The sequence below is a fragment of the Sebaldella termitidis ATCC 33386 genome (assembly GCF_000024405.1).
GTDB lineage: Bacteria > Fusobacteriota > Fusobacteriia > Fusobacteriales > Leptotrichiaceae > Sebaldella > Sebaldella termitidis.
Map to the genome: position 1 here is coordinate 3,825,812 of NC_013517.1, position 17,815 is coordinate 3,843,626.

15 protein-coding genes are annotated in these 17,815 nt (G+C 33.8%); 4 read left to right on the forward strand and 11 right to left on the reverse strand.

The features are described from left to right. Position 1: 1 nt before the first annotated feature. The 7 genes from STERM_RS17800 to STERM_RS17830 form a co-directional block, all read right to left on the reverse strand. Entirely contained in the window at positions 2 to 676 is a 675-nt protein-coding gene (locus STERM_RS17800; protein ID WP_012863019.1) for a FadR/GntR family transcriptional regulator, read from the reverse strand. A 587-nt stretch (positions 677 to 1,263) separates the two neighbouring features. Next, positions 1,264 to 2,244, reverse strand: coding sequence for an ADP-glyceromanno-heptose 6-epimerase (rfaD, locus tag STERM_RS17805; RefSeq protein WP_012863020.1), 981 nt, complete (start codon positions 2,242 to 2,244; stop codon positions 1,264 to 1,266). Positions 2,245 to 2,247: 3 nt separating this feature from the next. Continuing rightward, entirely contained in the window at positions 2,248 to 2,664 is a 417-nt protein-coding gene (locus STERM_RS17810) for a nucleoside 2-deoxyribosyltransferase (RefSeq protein ID WP_012863021.1), read from the reverse strand. Between the two features lie 102 nt (positions 2,665 to 2,766). Continuing rightward, a complete protein-coding gene (locus STERM_RS17815) occupies positions 2,767 to 3,606 on the reverse strand; it encodes a PHP domain-containing protein (RefSeq protein ID WP_012863022.1) in 840 nt (279 codons plus the stop codon). A 5-nt stretch (positions 3,607 to 3,611) separates the two neighbouring features. Next, positions 3,612 to 6,284 (reverse strand): preprotein translocase subunit SecA, encoded by a 2,673-nt coding sequence (gene secA / locus STERM_RS17820; RefSeq protein ID WP_012863023.1) that lies wholly within the window; start codon positions 6,282 to 6,284, stop codon positions 3,612 to 3,614. Between the two features lie 58 nt (positions 6,285 to 6,342). Next, positions 6,343 to 6,714: a hypothetical protein gene (locus tag STERM_RS17825; protein WP_012863024.1), complete on the reverse strand. Its 372-nt coding sequence runs from the start codon at positions 6,712 to 6,714 to the stop codon at positions 6,343 to 6,345. A gap of 361 nt (positions 6,715 to 7,075) precedes the next feature. Further along, the gene (locus STERM_RS17830; protein WP_012863025.1) at positions 7,076 to 7,402 is read right to left on the reverse strand and encodes a hypothetical protein; all 327 of its coding nucleotides are present in this window, start codon (positions 7,400 to 7,402) and stop codon (positions 7,076 to 7,078) included. Between the two features lie 166 nt (positions 7,403 to 7,568). On the opposite strand from STERM_RS17830, the gene STERM_RS17835 reads away from it, so the two are divergent. Together STERM_RS17835 and STERM_RS17840 are read left to right on the forward strand one after the other, a co-directional pair. Continuing rightward, a complete protein-coding gene (locus STERM_RS17835) occupies positions 7,569 to 8,015 on the forward strand; it encodes a hypothetical protein (protein ID WP_012863026.1) in 447 nt (148 codons plus the stop codon). A 100-nt stretch (positions 8,016 to 8,115) separates the two neighbouring features. Further along, positions 8,116 to 8,919 carry a MerR family transcriptional regulator gene (locus tag STERM_RS17840; RefSeq protein ID WP_012863027.1) on the forward strand — a complete coding sequence of 268 codons (804 nt, stop codon included), beginning with the start codon at positions 8,116 to 8,118 and terminating at the stop codon, positions 8,917 to 8,919. 97 nt (positions 8,920 to 9,016) lie between these two features. Here STERM_RS17840 and STERM_RS17845 read toward each other — a convergent pair whose 3' ends face one another. From STERM_RS17845 to nifJ, 4 genes are all read right to left on the reverse strand, one after another. Further along, positions 9,017 to 9,541 carry a DJ-1/PfpI family protein gene (locus STERM_RS17845; RefSeq protein ID WP_012863028.1) on the reverse strand — a complete coding sequence of 175 codons (525 nt, stop codon included), beginning with the start codon at positions 9,539 to 9,541 and terminating at the stop codon, positions 9,017 to 9,019. A 123-nt stretch (positions 9,542 to 9,664) separates the two neighbouring features. Continuing rightward, on the reverse strand, positions 9,665 to 10,270 hold the full coding sequence (locus STERM_RS17850) for a nitroreductase family protein (protein ID WP_012863029.1): 606 nt from the start codon (positions 10,268 to 10,270) through the stop codon (positions 9,665 to 9,667). 48 nt (positions 10,271 to 10,318) lie between these two features. Continuing rightward, entirely contained in the window at positions 10,319 to 10,732 is a 414-nt protein-coding gene (locus STERM_RS17855; RefSeq protein WP_012863030.1) for an Rrf2 family transcriptional regulator, read from the reverse strand. A gap of 222 nt (positions 10,733 to 10,954) precedes the next feature. Then, complete coding sequence (gene nifJ, locus STERM_RS17860; protein WP_012863031.1) at positions 10,955 to 14,491, reverse strand: pyruvate:ferredoxin (flavodoxin) oxidoreductase; 3,537 nt, start codon at positions 14,489 to 14,491, stop codon at positions 10,955 to 10,957. Between the two features lie 712 nt (positions 14,492 to 15,203). Between nifJ and STERM_RS17865 the strand changes: the two genes are divergently transcribed. After that, the gene (locus STERM_RS17865) at positions 15,204 to 16,607 is read left to right on the forward strand and encodes a Do family serine endopeptidase (protein ID WP_012863032.1); all 1,404 of its coding nucleotides are present in this window, start codon (positions 15,204 to 15,206) and stop codon (positions 16,605 to 16,607) included. Between the two features lie 109 nt (positions 16,608 to 16,716). Further along, a complete protein-coding gene (locus STERM_RS17870; protein WP_012863033.1) occupies positions 16,717 to 17,778 on the forward strand; it encodes an FAD-binding protein in 1,062 nt (353 codons plus the stop codon). Positions 17,779 to 17,815 lie beyond the last annotated feature (37 nt).

Consider the following 17,815-nt stretch of genomic DNA (forward strand, 5'->3'; position numbering starts at 1 on the left):
CTTACATATTTTCCTTAACTTCATTTATTGAGCTTTCTACATGTCTTACAGAAAAAATCTTTGCTGTTTCAATATCATTTTCTCTTATTGCATTCAAAATTTTTATATGTTCTTCAAGTCTGTCCTGATTCTCGCTATTATCTTTATCAATATTTCTTCGTCCGTGAATTTTTAATAATTGCGATATTATATCATATAATCTAGTCATTAGTTCATTATCAGTACATTCTGCAATTTTTTTATGAAATTCCATATCCCATTCGTTGAATTCCCTGTCTGAATCTTTATGCTCCATCATTTTTTCTACAATCGGTATCAGTTCCGCTGTCAAAATGCTGCAGTTATTAGCCATTGCCACACTGACTGCAAGCGGATCCAGAGCTTTTCTCACTTCCAGTATTTCGAGATATCCGTCCAAATTAAGTGAAATATTCGGTATAATATCATTAAAATAAATATTCGGCGTTAAATTGTTTACATAAGTCCCACCGCCCTGTGTTCTCGAAAGTATGTTTAGCGCAACAAATTTTTTTATAGCCTCTCTTACTACTGACCGGCTGACGCCTAATTCTTTGGAAAGAGATATTTCCGGTGTTATTTTATCTCCTATATCCCATTCGCCCGTCAAAATTTTTTCCTGTACATAGTTAAATACTTTACCAACCTTATCATCCATAGTTTTTCTCCCTTAAGTTTAAATAAATTATAGTTCCATACTTCTAAAATAATCCTAACAAAAAATTTTTCATAATACAAAATGACCTGATAATCTCCAGTTTAAAATATGATCATCATTAATTCTACATAATTAAAAAAATTATGACAGATTGTCAAATATATTCAGTTAAATTTTTTATTTTATACAATCACCTCCTTGTTTAATTCTTTCATTATCTTAAAAAAATATTAACTATTGACATGTTTTTCTAAAACAGTTTTTTATTTTGGGATGAGATTTTTTATTATAATTTCGTCTATTTGCATATATAATCATAGTATAAACATATATTATTATATTGTCAATAGAAATTTGCCATGCATTTCTGATAAAAGTATATACCTTTTCAATTTTTAATTTTTCCTTGTAATGAATCACCTAAAATTGTTTACATATTTTATTATCTTTTTATAAACGCTGATAATAAAATTTTATTTTCTCAGTTTTTATGATACATGGTCCGTTCTATGACTTTTTAGTCCAGATCTGTCTGATCAAAATCCATCCGGCATGTAGTAATGCTAATACTGCTTTATCATTTATTTTTACAGATACTTATCCTCTTTCATAAGATAATTCTGTACATAATCTTTTACTCCGTCTTCCAAAGAGGTAAAATCTCTGCTGTAACCGGCTTTTTTCAATTTATCTATCTTTGCCTCTGTAAAATACTGATACTTTCCTCTCAAATCCTCAGGCATATCTACAAACTTAATCTTGCCTGCATCTCCGTCTGCTGCTTCCACTGTAGATTTAGCTAATTCATAGAAAGCTCTTGCACTGCCTGTTCCAAGGTTATAAACACCGCTAGGGGCATTGATCTCTTTCATAAGAAAGTACATTACATTCGTAACATCTTTTATATATACAAAGTCTCTAAGCTGATATCCGTCTTTATATCCGTCTTTATGCGATTTAAAAAGTTTTACTTCTTTTTCTGCATTATATTGATTGAAAGCATGAAAAACCATACTTGCCATTCTTCCTTTATGATATTCCTGAGGTCCGTATACATTAAAATATTTTAGTCCGAACCATTTTTTCGGAGTTTTTTCCTGCTTTAAAGCCCATACATCAAAAATCTTTTTGGAATAACCGTATTTATTTAACGGTCTTAGTGCATTATGCCCTTCAAGACCTATTTCGTCATCATAGCCAAGCTCACCGTCTCCATATGTAGCAGCACTGCTTGCATATATGAAAACCGCATCATTTTTTACCGAATAATCCCAAAGTTTTTTTGTATATTCATAGTTATTTTCCATAAGAAAATCCATATCTTTTTCAGTTGTTGCAGAACATGCTCCCATATGAATAATCGCTGTTATCTTCTCAGCTGTTGTTTCCAGATAATCAAACAGCTTATCCTTATCAACCCAGTCGTAATATTTTCTCTTGGCAAGATTCAGCCATTTTTCCTCTGTTCTGAGCTTATCCGAAACTATGATATCCTCTATTCCCATTTCATTCAGCTGCCATACAAAGGCACTTCCTATAAATCCTGCTGCTCCAGTAACTATTATCATTTTTTATACCTCCCCGGCAAATATTTTAGCCAATCTTTCCATTGCTTCATTTATATCAGTATATTCAAGTATTGTTATTTTTTGGTTTCCTCTTATCATAGCCGACAGCTTTTTCTCAGAGCTCTGATCGTAAAGACATATTACCCTTTTTTCCATTGCATCGGCATAACCGATTTCATAGCCTACTCCTATAGAAAGTATCGATACTTCCGCGACCATTATGTCACTTTCTCTAAGCCAGTTTATATCCTGCTCATATATTTCCCTGTCTGTCTGATGATAAACGAATTTTTCCTCTTCAGGCTCTGATATATGCTCTGTAAGAACTTTACCATATTCCTTTAATTTTCCTATTATCATCTCGAATTCTTTTCTTTTTTCTCTTCCGCCTCTTACCGAGCCTGCAAAATATATTTTCATATTCTATTACACCTTTCTGTTTTCATTCATTTAGTTAAAAAGGAAGATTTGAAATTCTTCCTTTGGTCTGATACATCGATCCGCTTAGTTTGATCCAAAGTACTAATGCTTGTTTTTTTGTTCATAAAGCTCATTCCAGATGTAAAAAAGTTCTTTTGGTGCATAATTATCTCCAATATCCACACCTTTTCTATTTTCACCGTGAAAATCAGACCCGGCACTTCTTATAAGAGAAAATTTTTCTGCTATTTTTTCAAAGTATTTCATATCTTCCTTTGAAAATAGGGAATAGTATGTTTCTATTCCATCCAGTCCATGATCCTTCATATCCTTCACAAGCCGGACAAAGTCTTCTTCTTCCAGTCCTATAAGCTTAGGGTGGGCTAAAAACGCCAACCCTCCGCTTTTTTTTATTATCTCTATTCCGTCAAAAGGATTCAGATTTGATTTTGGAACATAGGCAAGTCCGTTTGATCCCAGATATTTGCTAAATGCTTCCTTTACATCTTTTACGTAACCTTTGGCTATCAGAGCTCTTGCCAGGTGTGTTCTGCTTATAATTACTCCTTCTGCCTCACGGAATGTATCCTCTTTCGTAATCTCTATTCCATGATTATTCAGTATTTTTATAGCTTTTTCATTTCTGTTGATTCTTGCCTGTTTCATTTCATTAGAAAAATCTATCAGGCTTTTATCTTTCTCATCTATAAAATAACCGAGTATATGTACTTCTTTTCCTTTATATTCTGTAGATATCTCTATTCCGTTTATGAATTTTATGTTATTTTCTATGCACTCTTTCGCAGCCTCGGCAAGTCCTTCCACAGTGTCATGATCTGTAAGCGACAATATTTTTATACCCTTTTCACCGGATCTTTTCACTAATTCAGAAACACTGAAAGTTCCGTCTGAATATAGAGAATGCATATGAAGATCTACCATTACTGCTACCTTCTTCCTTTATGATTCTGTCTTTCCAGTTCTCTTCTTTTCTTTCTTGAAACATGAAGCATTTCACTTTCCGCCTTCTCAAGTGCATCTTCCACTTCCTCGGCTTCTTCTATTTCTGCATGGGGAGCCTGAAGACTCTGTGCTCTTTCCTCAGCTTCCATCTCCTCTTCTGTTTTGAATCTCAGCTTCATCAGAAATGAACTTACTTCTCTTTTTATACCGTCTATCATTTCATTATAAAGATCGGTACTTATTATTTTATACTCATTAATCGGATTCTTTTGCCCGTATGATCTCAGATAAATTCCTTCACGTAATTCAGTAAGATTTTTCAGGTTCTCTCTCCATCTCTGATCCAATACCTCCAGCATTATGTATCTTTCCACATCTCTAAACTGATCAGAGCCGATTTCCCGCTCTTTGTTATTATATCTGTCAAGAAGATCCTGAATAATTTCAGCTTTCATTTTATTTTTTTCCATATCAAGATACAGCTCCGGAACATGGTAATTATAATTATCTCTCAAATTATCCACCAGATAATCAAAGTTCCAGTCCTCTCTTGAATCTCCCGAAAGAGCGTTATCAATTAAATCCTCTACTGTTTCTTTCATCATGGAAATAATCAGGTCTTTCAGATCTTCATTTCTCAAAACAAGATCTCTTTGCGCGTAGACTACTTCTCTCTGTTTATTATTAATATCATCATATTCCAGCAGATTTTTTCTTATTGAGAAGTTTCTGCTTTCTACTCTTTTTTGTGCTCCTTCTACTGCTTTTGTAATGAATTTATTTCTTATTTCCTCATGCTCTTCTACTTTCAGAGAAGCCATCATATTCTGCAGTCTGTCTCCGCCGAACAGTCTCATCAGATCATCCTCAAGAGACAGATAAAATTCTGATGCTCCCGGATCTCCCTGACGTCCTGCCCGTCCTCTAAGCTGGTTATCTATACGTCTGCTCTCGTGTCTCTCTGTTCCCAGTATGAATAATCCTCCTGCTGCTATGACTTTCTCCTTATTTTCCTCACATTCAATCTGATACTGATCTACCAGTTCCCTGAATTCAGGAGTTCCTCTTTCAGCAGTTTTTAGTGCAAGAGATTCAGGATCTCCGCCCAGTTTTATATCCGTTCCTCTTCCGGCCATGTTTGTCGCTATTGTTACTGCTTTATATCTTCCCGCCTGTGCTATTATCTCAGCTTCTCTTGTATGCTGCTTTGCATTCAGTACATCATGCGGAATCCTTGCTTTTTTCAGCAGCTTTGACAGATCCTCGGAGTTTTGTATTGAAGCCGTACCTACCAGTACCGGCTGTCCGTTCTCATAAAGTTCTTTTATTTTTTCTACTATTGCATTATATTTTGCTCTTTTTGTAATGTAAATAACATCAGAAAAATCTCTTCTTATAACAGGCTTATTTGTAGGTATTGCCACAACACCCAGCTTGTATATCTGCTTAAACTCATCTTCCTCTGTTTTTGCAGTACCCGTCATTCCCGACAATTTTTCATACATTCTGAAATAGTTCTGCAGTGTAATTGTAGCAAGAGTCTGATTTTCCCCGGCTACTTCCAGATTTTCCTTAGCTTCTATAGCCTGGTGAAGACCGTCGGAATATCTTCTTCCTTCCATTAGTCTTCCTGTAAACTCATCTACTATTATTACTTCGTCATCTTCATTTATTATGTAGTCTCTGTCCAGCTTAAACAGTTCTTTAGCCTTTAATGCCTGTGCCAGAAAGTGGGTAAGCTCTACATGCTCCGGTGAATAAAGGTTTTCTATATTCAGAATTTTCTCTACATTCTTTATACCTTTTTCAGTCATTGTTACATTGTGTCCTTTTTCATCCACTTCGTAATCTTCGTAGTCTTCCTCAGGTATCACAGTATTTTTCTTATCTTTTATTTTTTCTGTCTTCACACTTCTTTTCAGCTGCAGTACTACTTTCGCAAAAACATTATACCAGTGTGTAGTTTCTTCTGCTGCTCCCGAAATTATAAGAGGTGTTCTTGCCTCATCTATCAGAATCGAATCTATCTCATCGACTATTGCATAATGATGCAGTCTTTGTACTTTTTCTTTGATATTATGAACCATATTATCTCTCAGGTAATCAAAACCGAATTCATTATTCGTACCATAAGTAATATCAGATGCATAAGCTCTTTTTCTCTCTTCATTTGATATTCCGTTTATTATTACCCCTACTGACAGTCCGAGAAAATTATACAGAGGTCTCATTATCTCCATATCTCTTTGTGCCAGATAATCATTTACCGTAATTATATGTACACCTTTGCTTGAAAGTGCATTCAGATAAATAGCAAGTGTCGCCATCAGGGTTTTTCCTTCTCCGGTTTTCATCTCTGCTATTCTTCCGCTGTGCAGAATCATTCCTCCTATTAACTGCACATCATAATGACGCATTCGAAGTACTCTTTTTGCCCCTTCTCTTGCCACGGCAAAAGCTTCCGGCAATATATCGTCAAGATCTTCCCCGCCTTCAAATCTTATTTTGAACTCTTCTGTTTTTCCTTTCAGTTCAAAATCTGTAAGTTTTTCTATCTTTGGCTCAAGGGCATTTATCGCGTCTACCTTTTTCATTAATTTTCTTACTTCTCTCTCATCAGAAGTTCCGAATATTTTGTTTGCTACTGCGTTTAACATTTTTTCTCCTTTAAGTTTTATTTTTCAGTAATATTTATATGACAAAATAAAGGAGTTCCTATTCCAGACTTCTCTCCATCACTTCCTGAAGCTTTTTATTTTTTATTTCTTCATTTTTATTTATATATATTATTTTTTCAGTCTCTTTTTTTGAACTTATAAAATAATTTCTAAAGTCTTCGGGCTTTATGCTGGCTTCTGTATAATAACTGTCATGCAGATCCTTGAGCTCGTCTATACTAAGATTATCCTTTTTTATATCTTTTATCTTAAGTATAAGTCTTTTTAACTCTTCCTCATTCAGACCCGATATAAAGTCCAGTTTTTCCCTGTGTATAATTAAACCCTGACTTTTTTCAGCATAATTATTTGTATAACTTAAAAGAAATAATACTAATGATGCCAAAAACAAGGCTTTTTTACTTTTCATGTTTTACCTCTTTTTTCTTATTAATTATCGGTTTTTTTACAGGCATATTGTTAAATTAACTTGATTTCCGCCAATATCAAAACACTCATATCCATTCCGTTTATTCAAATATTAATATATAGACGGAACAGAGCAATCCTATTTTATCATTTATTAATAAATTTGTATAGTTAAATAGTGAAATTATTATGCTTTTCAAAGAAAAAAATATTTTTTTAATTATAAACAATATTTTGAGAAATATTCCGATAATTTATAACCTATATATTTTTTAATAAAATATTTTTATAAATTTATTTTTATTCTATTTTTATCATATTTAATCATAATTTTGTCAGATTGGATGCTTTGTTATATTTTTCTATCCTGCCAAAATAAATAATATTAATATAATAAAATAAAAGATATCAATTATTACAGTATATTTCATACTCTTTTTTGTTATAAAAAGAAATTTTACAATCAGCAGTAAAAGTGATATTACTGTCAGCAGAAATGCTATCTTTGTATTTATTCTCTCCATTCCGTAAACAGCTGTAAATATTAACAAAAAAAATATGTAAAAACCTGCTGTTGCAATACTCAGAAAATAATCGAATATTTTTACAAAGGCTTTCTCTCTATATTTTTTATACATAAAATATTTTATACCGTATATCAAAAAAATTATTCCTATTAATCCTGCCATGTTTATTTCATACTCCTTTATGAAAAATAAAATTTTATATACATTTTAGCACAAAAAATATAGAATATTCAAAGAAAATCTCAATAACAAAAGTTTTTTATGATATAATTCTGTTAAAATAAATCTAATTTCACAATGAAAAATTATAAATAAAGAGGTGTATAAAATGAAAGATATCATAATCTGCAAATATATGGAAAAATATACTGAAGCCCGTAGCAGCAGCAACGTAATAAAGATAATCCAGACATTAGCCGAAAACGGAGAAATTATTATCGAAAATAAATCTTATCCTATAGAATTCGGAAACCTTTATTTTATAAACTGCTCAAAAAAATACTCTGTAATACCAGCTCAAAAAGATGATTATCTCCAGAATACTGTTATGGTTTCCAGAGAATTTTTGGATAAACTCACAGAATTATTGGATTTTACCAAAGAGACAGAAGATATTTTTAAAAACGGATATTTTCTTCCTGTTAAACATCATAAAATCATTGATGACCACTTCAAAAAAATGTCTTCTGTATATAATTCAGAAAAGGCTTTTTCAAAAGCTCTCTTTACGGCTAAATTTTTGGAGCTGCTAAATTATGCTGTTTCTTCTCTTTAACAGTTAATAATATCTCAAAGTTTTCCTTGACCTTCCCCTTACGGAAAAGTGTATAATTATATCAAAGCCCGGGAAAATAATTTTAAGGAGGTTATAAAACATGCTGCCTATAGGTATTTTTTCAAAATTTTGTAATGTTACCACCAAAACTTTAAGATACTATGATGAAATAGGTCTTTTGAAACCTGTGTACATTAATAATGAAAACGGATACCGGTATTATAATACCGAACAGCTGGTAACAGTACTGGTAATAAAAAAGTTAAAACTATACGGTTTTTCTCTGGAGGAAATTTCAGAGATAATGAAAACACCTGATGACAATGATCTTTTTCTTTTTTATATGAAGAAAAAACAGGAGGATATGCAGAATAAAATAAAAGACTATACCCATATTCTTACTAGTTTAAATAAGGATATTATAAATTTAGAAAAAGGAGTAAATATTATGGCATATTTAGATGATATTCAAGTAAGCATCACAGAAACACAGCCTAAAAACATTCTTTTTCTCAGACAAAAAATGAATGTCAGCGATTACGGGGGGTATCTGGGCAGGCTCTATGAAATAATTATGAAAGATAAATACAAAACTATTGGTGCTCCCTTATCTATACATCACGATAAGGAGTTTGACCCGGAAAATTATGATATTGAGATAGCAGTGCCTGTAGAGGATAAAACTGAAAAAACCCGCGAGCTTTCAGGCGGTTTATGCGCAACAGTACTCTACAAAGGTCCGTATTCTAATCTTACTTCTGTTTATGCAAAATTGATTCAATGGATAGAAACTGAGGGATATAAAATTACAAATGCCCCATATGAAATTTATCTCACTAATCCCGGAACCACAGCGCCGGAAAATTATATGACAGAAATATATTTCCCTGTTGCCAAAAAATAAATCATCAGAATTTTGCAGTCAAAATCTGATAAAAAAATTTTATATGTTAAAAGGACAGTTTAAGCTGTCCTTTTTATCATAATTCTATTTTTAAAACTTACAAAGCCCATATAAAGTAAGGAATCATCTCCATTGCACTTTCTTCTGTCTTTGCAGTAAATACATTCTGAGATATCATCGAACTGTTATCAGTGGCAATTCCGCTGTTTACCGCTGCTTTGGCATATGGATGCAGTGCTACTTTTTTATCTTTTATCACACCTGCTATTTCAAATACCAGACCTGCTGCACAATGTCCTGCCAGTTTTTTGTTTAATTCATTAAATTTAGCTATTACCTCAAACATATCTTTATATTCTGCTTCTTCCTTATGCTTTGCAAATTCCTTGATCGCATCTCCGCATGCAAACACTGCACCGTCATATTCTGCTTCATGACCTTTCAGATCACCGATTACACCATCTAATTCCAAAGCCAGCCCTGAATTAGTTTTTACATTTTTTGTACTGTTTACTGCAAATGTTTTATACTCCACACCATTTTCAAAAAATGCTTCCAGATATGCGAATAATCCATAACCATTCACTGGATTTGGTACCAATACTGCTACTTTCTTTCCCATTACAAAACCTCCTGACTGTATTTTTTCTATATATAAATCTGCCTGTTTTTATGAGCTGTCATTTTATCTGCTGCAGTTTTATATTTTTTATCTATCTTACTCTTTACTATTAATATCAGCTGTTTAATAAAGCTTTACAACTTCGCTGAAATCAAGAAACTTTCTGTCTCCCGGTACTTCATCAGCAGCTCCGAAAGGCATTTGAGCTCTTAATCTCCATGTAGAAGGTACATTCCATTCCTTTTTTACCGAAGCATCTATCAGCGGGTTATAATGCTGCAATGATGCTGCAAGTCCTTCTGTATGTAACAGCATCCACACTGAGTGCTGCAGCATTCCGTTTGCCTGCTCTGCCCATACAGGAAAGTTATCTGCATATAATGAGAAATTATCCTGCATATTTTTTACTGTTGTATCTTCTTCAAAAAACAGTATTGTACCAAAACCTGCTGCAAAACCGTTTAATTTATCTTCAGTAGGCTTAAAATCCTGTCCTTCGGGTAATGTTTTCTTTACCTCGGCTTTAGCTATATCCCAAAGCTTTTTATTTTCATCTCCAGTTACTACAATCATTCTTGCACTCTGCATACCAAATGCAGAAGGTGTATAAAGTGCCACTTTTAAAATTTCTTCGATTTTTTCTTTTGTCATATTTTCAGGTTTTTTCAAATTTCTTATTGATCTACGTTCCTTAATTGCATCTGCAATACTTTTAGAATTCATTGACATTCTAAATCACTCCCTTAATTAAGTTTTATTTTAAAAGTTTCAAGTGTTTCATAATATTTCCAGAATATCTTTTATACTTGTATCTTTAAGAACCTGCTCCATAGCTTCCTGTGCTTTCAAAAGAAATATTTCCAGTACTCCCTGTATTTTTGCACCTACAGGACAGTCTGTATTGGGATGCTCATGAATACTGAACAGTTCTCCGGCAGAAACCACTTCTCCCGCCTTATACACATCATATAAAGATATCTCTTCCGGTGCCTTCAAAAGATGTGCACCGCCTGTACCGCTTTTCACGTCTATTAATCCTGCTTCTTTTAGTTTCCCCATAATTCTTCTTATGACCACAGGATTCGTATTTACGCTGCCGGCAATAAATTCAGAAGTAAATATTTTGTCTTTTCCGCATTCCAGCAATACCAATATATGAATTGCCACACTAAATCTACTGCTTATTTTCATTTTTACCACCTCTGATGTAACTATTATAGTTACATCTTCAAAAAAAGTCAAGTTATTTTTTTATATACAAATAAAATACAGCCTGCTTTAATTGATCAAAGCATTATTTTATTGAGCTTCACCAGCTTGATTATTATTTATTTTAATCTATATTTCTAATATCATAGTATATTTTTTTATTAATTAAGAAAAACCGGATCAAATGATCCGGTTTTCTCTATATTAATTTTGTGAATAATCAAGTGAAGCCAATCTCTTGTAGTAATTCCATCTGTCCTGAGCATTGCTCTTATTTTGTGCAAATAATACTTTTGCTCTTTCAGGGAATTCTCCTGCAAGAATTGTATATCTTCTTTCTCTTTTCAGATAATCTTCAAATTTATCCCAATCAGGATCCTTACAATCTATTTGTAACGGATTCTTACCTTGTTCGATTAATCTTGGATCAAATCTGAAAATTGGCCAGTATCCAGCTTCTGTAGCTAATTTTTCTTCAGTCTGAGATTTTCCCATACCTTCTTTGATTCCGTGTGCTATACATGGTGAGTATGCTATTACAATTGATGGTCCCGGATAAGCCTCAGCTTCTTTGAATGCTTTTAGTGCCTGATTTTGATTTGCACCCATAGAGATTTGAGCTACATAAATATTTCCATAAGTCATAGAAATAGCTGCCAGGTCTTTTTTCTTAGTTGGTTTACCAGATGCCGCAAATTTTTCTACAGATGCTGCAGGTGATGACTTAGATGCCTGTCCTCCAGTATTAGAATAAAGCTCTGTATCTAATACAAGAACATTTACATCTTCTCCTGATGCAAGTACATGGTCAAGACCTCCGTAACCTATATCATATGCCCATCCATCTCCTCCGAATATCCATTGTGATTTCTTAACGAGATATTGTTTTAGAGAAAGAATTTCTTTTGCTCCCTGTCCGCTTTCTTTTTCCAGTAACGGAAGCATTTTATTTCTTAATTCTTTTGTTTTATCTCCGTTTTGTTTGTTTTCTATCCATTCTTTGTATAATCCCTGTAATTCAGGAGATACTTCGTTCATAGTATTTGTCATTACTACTTCTATTCTGTTTCTAAGAGTTTCTACTCCTAAGAACATCCCGAATCCGTACTCAGCATTATCTTCAAATAATGAAGATGCCCAAGCTGGTCCTTCTCCGTCAGCATTTGTAGTATAAGGTGTTGCCGGTGCAGATCCTCCGTAAATAGAAGAACATCCTGTAGCATTTGCTACCATCATTCTGTCACCGAATAACTGTGTAACTAATTTTACATATGGTGTTTCCCCGCATCCTGCACATGCTCCAGAGAATTCAAATAACGGCTGTGCAAACTGAGAAGATTTTACATTATCTTTACCCATAATATGATCTTTGTAGCTTACTTTATTAAATAAGTAATCTGTATTTTCTTTTTCGCCTTTATCTATTTGTGATTCAATAGGCTCCATTTTAATAGCTTTTCCTTTTGGTGCAGGACATACGTTTACGCATGATCCGCATCCTGTACAGTCTAATGTAGAAACCTGTATTTTATACTGAAGACCTTCAAGTCCTTTACCCATAGCTTTTATAGTTGTTAATCCTTCCGGCGCAGCTGCAAGCTCTTCTTCATTAATTAAGAATGGTCTTATTACTGCATGAGGACAAACAAAAGCACACTGGTTACACTGTATACAGTTTTCAGGTACCCATTCAGGAACATTTACTGCTATTCCTCTTTTTTCATATGCAGTAGTTCCGTTTTCAAACGTTCCGTCTTCATATCCTAAGAATGCTGATACTGGTAATTCATCACCTTTTACTGCATTGATAGGTTCTGCTATTCTTTTTACGAATTCTGGTTTTCCGCTGTCTACTATATCTTTGTCTACAGGAAGGTTAGACCATGCAGGATCTACTGTTACTTCTACAAGTCCTTCAGTTCCTTTGTCTACAGCCGCCCAGTTCATTTTTACTATGTCCTGTCCTTTTGCACCGTATGTTTTTTCGATGTATTCTTTCATGTATGTTTTAGCTTCTTCATAAGGTATTACATTAGTCAGCTTGAAGAATGCAGACTGCATAATTGTATTCGTTCTAGTACCCAATCCTACTTCTTCCGCCATAGCTGTTGCGTTTATGATATAAAACTTTGCTTTTCTGTCAGCAAGTAATTTTTTTATTTCATTCGGCAGATGTTCCACTACTTTATCTGCATCCCAGATACTGTTTAGTAAGAAAGATCCTCCTTCTTTAAGTCCTGTAAGCATATCATATTTCCCTAAATATGCAGGAACAGAACATGCTACGAAGTTAGCCTTTGTAACTAAGTATGTAGATCTGATCGGATCTTTACTGAATCTAAGGTGAGATCTTGTTACTCCTCCTGATTTCTTAGAATCATATGCAAAATATCCTTGTGAATACAGAGGTGTTTTATCCCCTATGATTTTAATTGAGTTTTTGTTTGCTCCTACTGTTCCGTCTGATCCCAGTCCGAAGAATAAACACTCAGTTACATCTGCATTTCCTGTGAAAACAGGTTCAGCAAGCGGTAATGATGTGAATGTAACATCATCTATTATTCCTATAGTGAACTGATCTTTTGGTTCAGGCTGCTTTAAGTTATTATATACTGCTACTATCTGTTCAGGAGTAGTATCTTTTGAAGATAAACCGTATCTTCCCCCTACTATGATCGGAGCATTTTCTTTTCCGTAGTAAATAGATTTTACATCAAGATATAAAGGTTCTCCTGTAGCTCCAGGTTCTTTAGTTCTGTCTAATACTCCCAGTCTTTTTACACTCTTAGGCATTGCATCAAAGAAGTATTTTGCCGAGAATGGTCTGTATAGGTGAACACTTAGTAATCCTACTTTTTCACCTTTTGATATTAAAAGATCTACTGTTTCTTTTATAGCTTCTGTTACTGATCCCATTGCTACTATTACATATTCTGCATTCGGGTCTCCGTAATATACAAACGGTGCATATTCTCTTCCAGTTACCTTCGAGATTTCCTTTAAATAATGATTCATGATATCAGGTACTGCATCATAAAATTTATTTTGTACTTCTCTTGTCTGGAAATATATATCATCATTTTCAGCAGTTCCTCTTGTTACCGGATGCTCAGGATTTAATGCATGCTCTCTGAATCTTGTTACTGCTTCCATATCGATTAAGTCTTCATATACTTTATAATCCATTACTTCTACTTTTTGTATTTCATGTGAAGTTCTGAATCCGTCAAAAAAGTGTAAAACTGGAACTCTTGATTTTATTGCAGCTAAATGTGCAACACCAGCTAAGTCCATTACCTGCTGAACTGAACCAGTTGCCAGCATTGACCATCCGGCCTGTCTTGCAGAGTAAATATCAGAGTGGTCTCCAAAGATTGATAAAGCCTGAGCTGACAGTGCTCTAGCACTTACATGCATTACTCCAGGTAATAATTCTCCGGCTATTTTATACATATTAGGTATTTTTAAAAGTAAACCTTGTGACGCCGTATAAGTAGTCGTTAACGCTCCTGATTGCAGTGATCCATGTACAGTTCCTGCTGCTCCTCCTTCTGATTGCATTTCCGCCATTTTTACCGGTACGCCGAACAGATTTTTCTTTCCGTATGCTGCCCATTCATCTGTGTATTCAGCCATTGGTGAAGATGGTGTGATTGGATAAATTCCGGCAACTTCTGTAAATGCATATGATGCATATGCGGCTGCCTGGTTTCCATCCATAGTTTTCATTACTTTAGCCATTTCTTTTCCTCCCTAGATTTATATATAAAAATTATTATTACGTTCATAAAAATCATACTACTAATTTTGTCGTTTAGTCAAGCAGATTTTTTGCTCAAAGCCTTTGTTTCGAATACTTTGAAGTGTATATATTTTGAAGTTCAAAGCATTTATTTTCTAAAAGCTAGATATTTAGAGCCACCTAAAAAATCAACCTTGTTAATTTCTTAACTTTTTTCTGACTTTTACGATTATACTTTTTTTTTATAAATAAACCTAAATGTATTTATTTGATTTATGCTTTAAAATTTAGTATAAATCCGTCAATCATTAATTATATTAAAAATCTGTAAATCAAAAGTCCATGAGTAAAAACAGCATCTGGTGCTTTTTTCCTCCTGATCTGTCTGAACCGGATAAAATATCAAATTTCTAAAGACTTCTTGATATAATTATATTTTATATCAATTAATTCATTGTACAATATTTCACGAAAAATTTCAAATAAATTTGTATATGAAAATATTTGATAATAATATACACAGTATCTGTAATAAAAAAATAATTCAGACAGCTGTTTTTGCTTTCACAAATTATTCTATTCTTATTTTAAACTTATATTTACCTTAGATAATATTGACATTTAGGCACTTATAATTTAAACTTATTATACAATATGCAGAATGGAGAATTACTCCAAAATATATACAGGAAATAAACGGAGGTATTTTATATGTATTTTAAAAAGTCACTTTTAACAGTGGTGTGTGCTTTATTTTTATTCAGCTGTTCCAATTCCAAAGCAGACAGCCAGACTGCAATAACTTCTTCCAGTCTTGCAGTGTCTAAAAATGCTATTGAAACACAAAATGAATTTGTTAGTGTTTCTAATAAGCTAAAGGATTCTGTGGTAAATATAAGGACTAAAAAGACCGTTTATGTGAATTATTATAATCCTATCGAGCAGTTTTTATACGGAAGATCGGAGCCCAGAACTGAAAAGAAAGAATCCGGTTCTCTTGGTTCAGGATTTATAATATCTACAGATGGTTATGTTATGACGAATAACCATGTGGTAAACGGTGCCGATGAAATTTTTGTAAAATTCTCTGACGGAAGAGAATTAGAGGCAAAGCTTGTTGGTAATGATCCTGAAGTTGATATAGCAATATTAAAAATACAGTCAAAGGAAACATTTAAACCGGCAGAGTTTGGGAATTCCGACAATATAAGTGTCGGTCAATGGGCTATTGCTTTTGGAAATCCTCTTGGTTTAAATGATACTATGACAGTAGGTATAGTAAGTGCAAAAGGAAGAAGCTCATTAGGAATTGAAAAAATAGAGAACTTTATACAGACTGATGCTGCAATAAATCAGGGAAACAGTGGCGGACCTCTTGTTGATATAAGCGGGAAAGTAATAGGAATTAATACTGCCATCTATTCTCCTTCTGGAGGAAGCATAGGAATCGGATTTGCAATTCCGGCTAATCTGGCTGTTAATATCAAAGATTCCATAATAAGAACAGGTAAAGTGGAGCGTGCATTTTTAGGAACAGAGCTTCAGGATCTGAATCCGCAGCTGGTTAAACAGTTTAATTTATCCACTTCAAACGGAGTTCTTGTTACAAATGTAACTGAAGGCTCACCTGCAGAAAAAGCCGGATTGAAATCAGGAGATGTTATTACACAGCTGAATGATTCAAGAGTCAACAGTGCAAGCCAGCTGGTAGCACAAATAGCATCTTTAAGAGTGGGAAGCAATATCTCGCTTACTTATATAAGAGACGGTAAAACTTATAAGGCAAACACAGTGTTAACCAAAAGAGCCGAAACACCAGTTTCACAGGCAGCAGCCTTTTCTGGTCTGTCACTAAAAACACTTACTAAACAGGATATTCAGAAATACGGATATTCAGCCAGTATGACAGGACTTATTGTCACAGGCGTAGGCAGCAATACAGAAGCTGCAAAGATAGGTATACAGCCGGGCATGATAGTCAGAAGCATAAACAGAGTTTCTGTTAATTCAGTAGAAGATTTCAAAAAAGTATATGACAGCATCCAAAAAGGAGCAAGCATGTTAATTTTAATTGCTACTCCTAACGGTTCACAGTACATAACATTAAACAAATAGTAAAACATACACAGCGGGTTTTTACCCGCTTTTTTATTATTTTCCCCGTGAAAATCTGCTGTATTTATGGTATAATTTTAAAAACATCATTATAATTTAAGGAGCTGCAATGTACGATATCGCAATAATAGGTCTGGGACCTGCCGGTTCCACACTGGCAAGAATGTTAGATAAAAAATTTAAAATAATCGCTATAGATAAAAAAACAGAAGATGAAAACAAAGGATTTCAAAAACCCTGCGGCGGTCTTCTTTCGCCTGATGCACAGAAAATGCTTATACAGTTTAATCTTACCCTGCCTGTAAATATTCTGTCGAACCCTCAGATTTTCGGTGTAAAAACCATCGATACCGGATCAAACCTGCTGCGCAATTATCAGCGTACCTATGTTAACGTAGACCGTCATAAATTTGATTTATGGCTGAAATCTCTGATTCCTGAGAATATAGAAATAAAAAACAATTCTTTTTGCAGAAATATAAGAAAAACTGAAAACGGCTATCTTCTTAATTTCGTAGAAAACGGAAAAGAAAGTACTATATCGGCAAAATATATCATAGGAGCAGACGGTGCCAATTCCATTGTACGAAATACTGTTTACGGAAAAAATAAAATACCGCAGTACACCTCTATTCAGCAGTGGTTCAGGGATATAAACCCTAATCCCTTTTATTCATGTATATTTGACAGGGATATTCTGAAAACATGTGCATGGAGTATATCCAAGGACGGCTATTTTATATTTGGCGGTGCATTTGGACTTGAAAAATCAAGGGAGAATTTTGAAAAGTTAAAAGAAAAGCTGAAAAAATACGGCTTCAATTTTGGAGATGTCATCAAGACCGAGGCCTGCCTTGTTTTGGCTCCAAAGAAATTTTCAAATTTCTGCTGCGGAAAGGACAACTCTTTTCTTATAGGTGAAGCTGCCGGCTTTATAAGTCCGAGTTCATATGAAGGAATAAGCTACGCCTTTGACAGTGCCTATATATTAAGTAAAGTTCTTAATTCGGAAATTAGCAGCCCGAATCAAAAATATAAATCAAAGACACTGAAAATACGTTTAAAAATTTTTACAAAAATTATAAAAGCAAAAATTTTATATAATCCTTTCCTAAGAAAAATGATTATGAAAAGCGGAATCAGCAATATTAATATAATTGATGAAAAATAAATAAATTTTTGGACTGCAGTTTAGAGCTGCAGTTTTT

Coding starts and splice junctions, on each gene's coding strand:
- STERM_RS17800 (WP_012863019.1), bottom strand. CDS start 676: ATGGATGATAAGGTTGGTAAAGTATTTAACTATGTACAGGAAAAAATT.
- rfaD (WP_012863020.1), bottom strand. CDS start 2,244: ATGATAATAGTTACTGGAGCAGCAGGATTTATAGGAAGTGCCTTTGTA.
- STERM_RS17810 (WP_012863021.1), bottom strand. CDS start 2,664: ATGAAAATATATTTTGCAGGCTCGGTAAGAGGCGGAAGAGAAAAAAGA.
- STERM_RS17815 (WP_012863022.1), bottom strand. CDS start 3,606: ATGGTAGATCTTCATATGCATTCTCTATATTCAGACGGAACTTTCAGT.
- secA (WP_012863023.1), bottom strand. CDS start 6,284: ATGTTAAACGCAGTAGCAAACAAAATATTCGGAACTTCTGATGAGAGA.
- STERM_RS17825 (WP_012863024.1), bottom strand. CDS start 6,714: ATGAAAAGTAAAAAAGCCTTGTTTTTGGCATCATTAGTATTATTTCTT.
- STERM_RS17830 (WP_012863025.1), bottom strand. CDS start 7,402: ATGGCAGGATTAATAGGAATAATTTTTTTGATATACGGTATAAAATAT.
- STERM_RS17835 (WP_012863026.1), top strand. CDS start 7,569: ATGAAAGATATCATAATCTGCAAATATATGGAAAAATATACTGAAGCC.
- STERM_RS17840 (WP_012863027.1), top strand. CDS start 8,116: ATGCTGCCTATAGGTATTTTTTCAAAATTTTGTAATGTTACCACCAAA.
- STERM_RS17845 (WP_012863028.1), bottom strand. CDS start 9,541: ATGGGAAAGAAAGTAGCAGTATTGGTACCAAATCCAGTGAATGGTTAT.
- STERM_RS17850 (WP_012863029.1), bottom strand. CDS start 10,270: ATGTCAATGAATTCTAAAAGTATTGCAGATGCAATTAAGGAACGTAGA.
- STERM_RS17855 (WP_012863030.1), bottom strand. CDS start 10,732: ATGAAAATAAGCAGTAGATTTAGTGTGGCAATTCATATATTGGTATTG.
- nifJ (WP_012863031.1), bottom strand. CDS start 14,491: ATGGCTAAAGTAATGAAAACTATGGATGGAAACCAGGCAGCCGCATAT.
- STERM_RS17865 (WP_012863032.1), top strand. CDS start 15,204: ATGTATTTTAAAAAGTCACTTTTAACAGTGGTGTGTGCTTTATTTTTA.
- STERM_RS17870 (WP_012863033.1), top strand. CDS start 16,717: ATGTACGATATCGCAATAATAGGTCTGGGACCTGCCGGTTCCACACTG.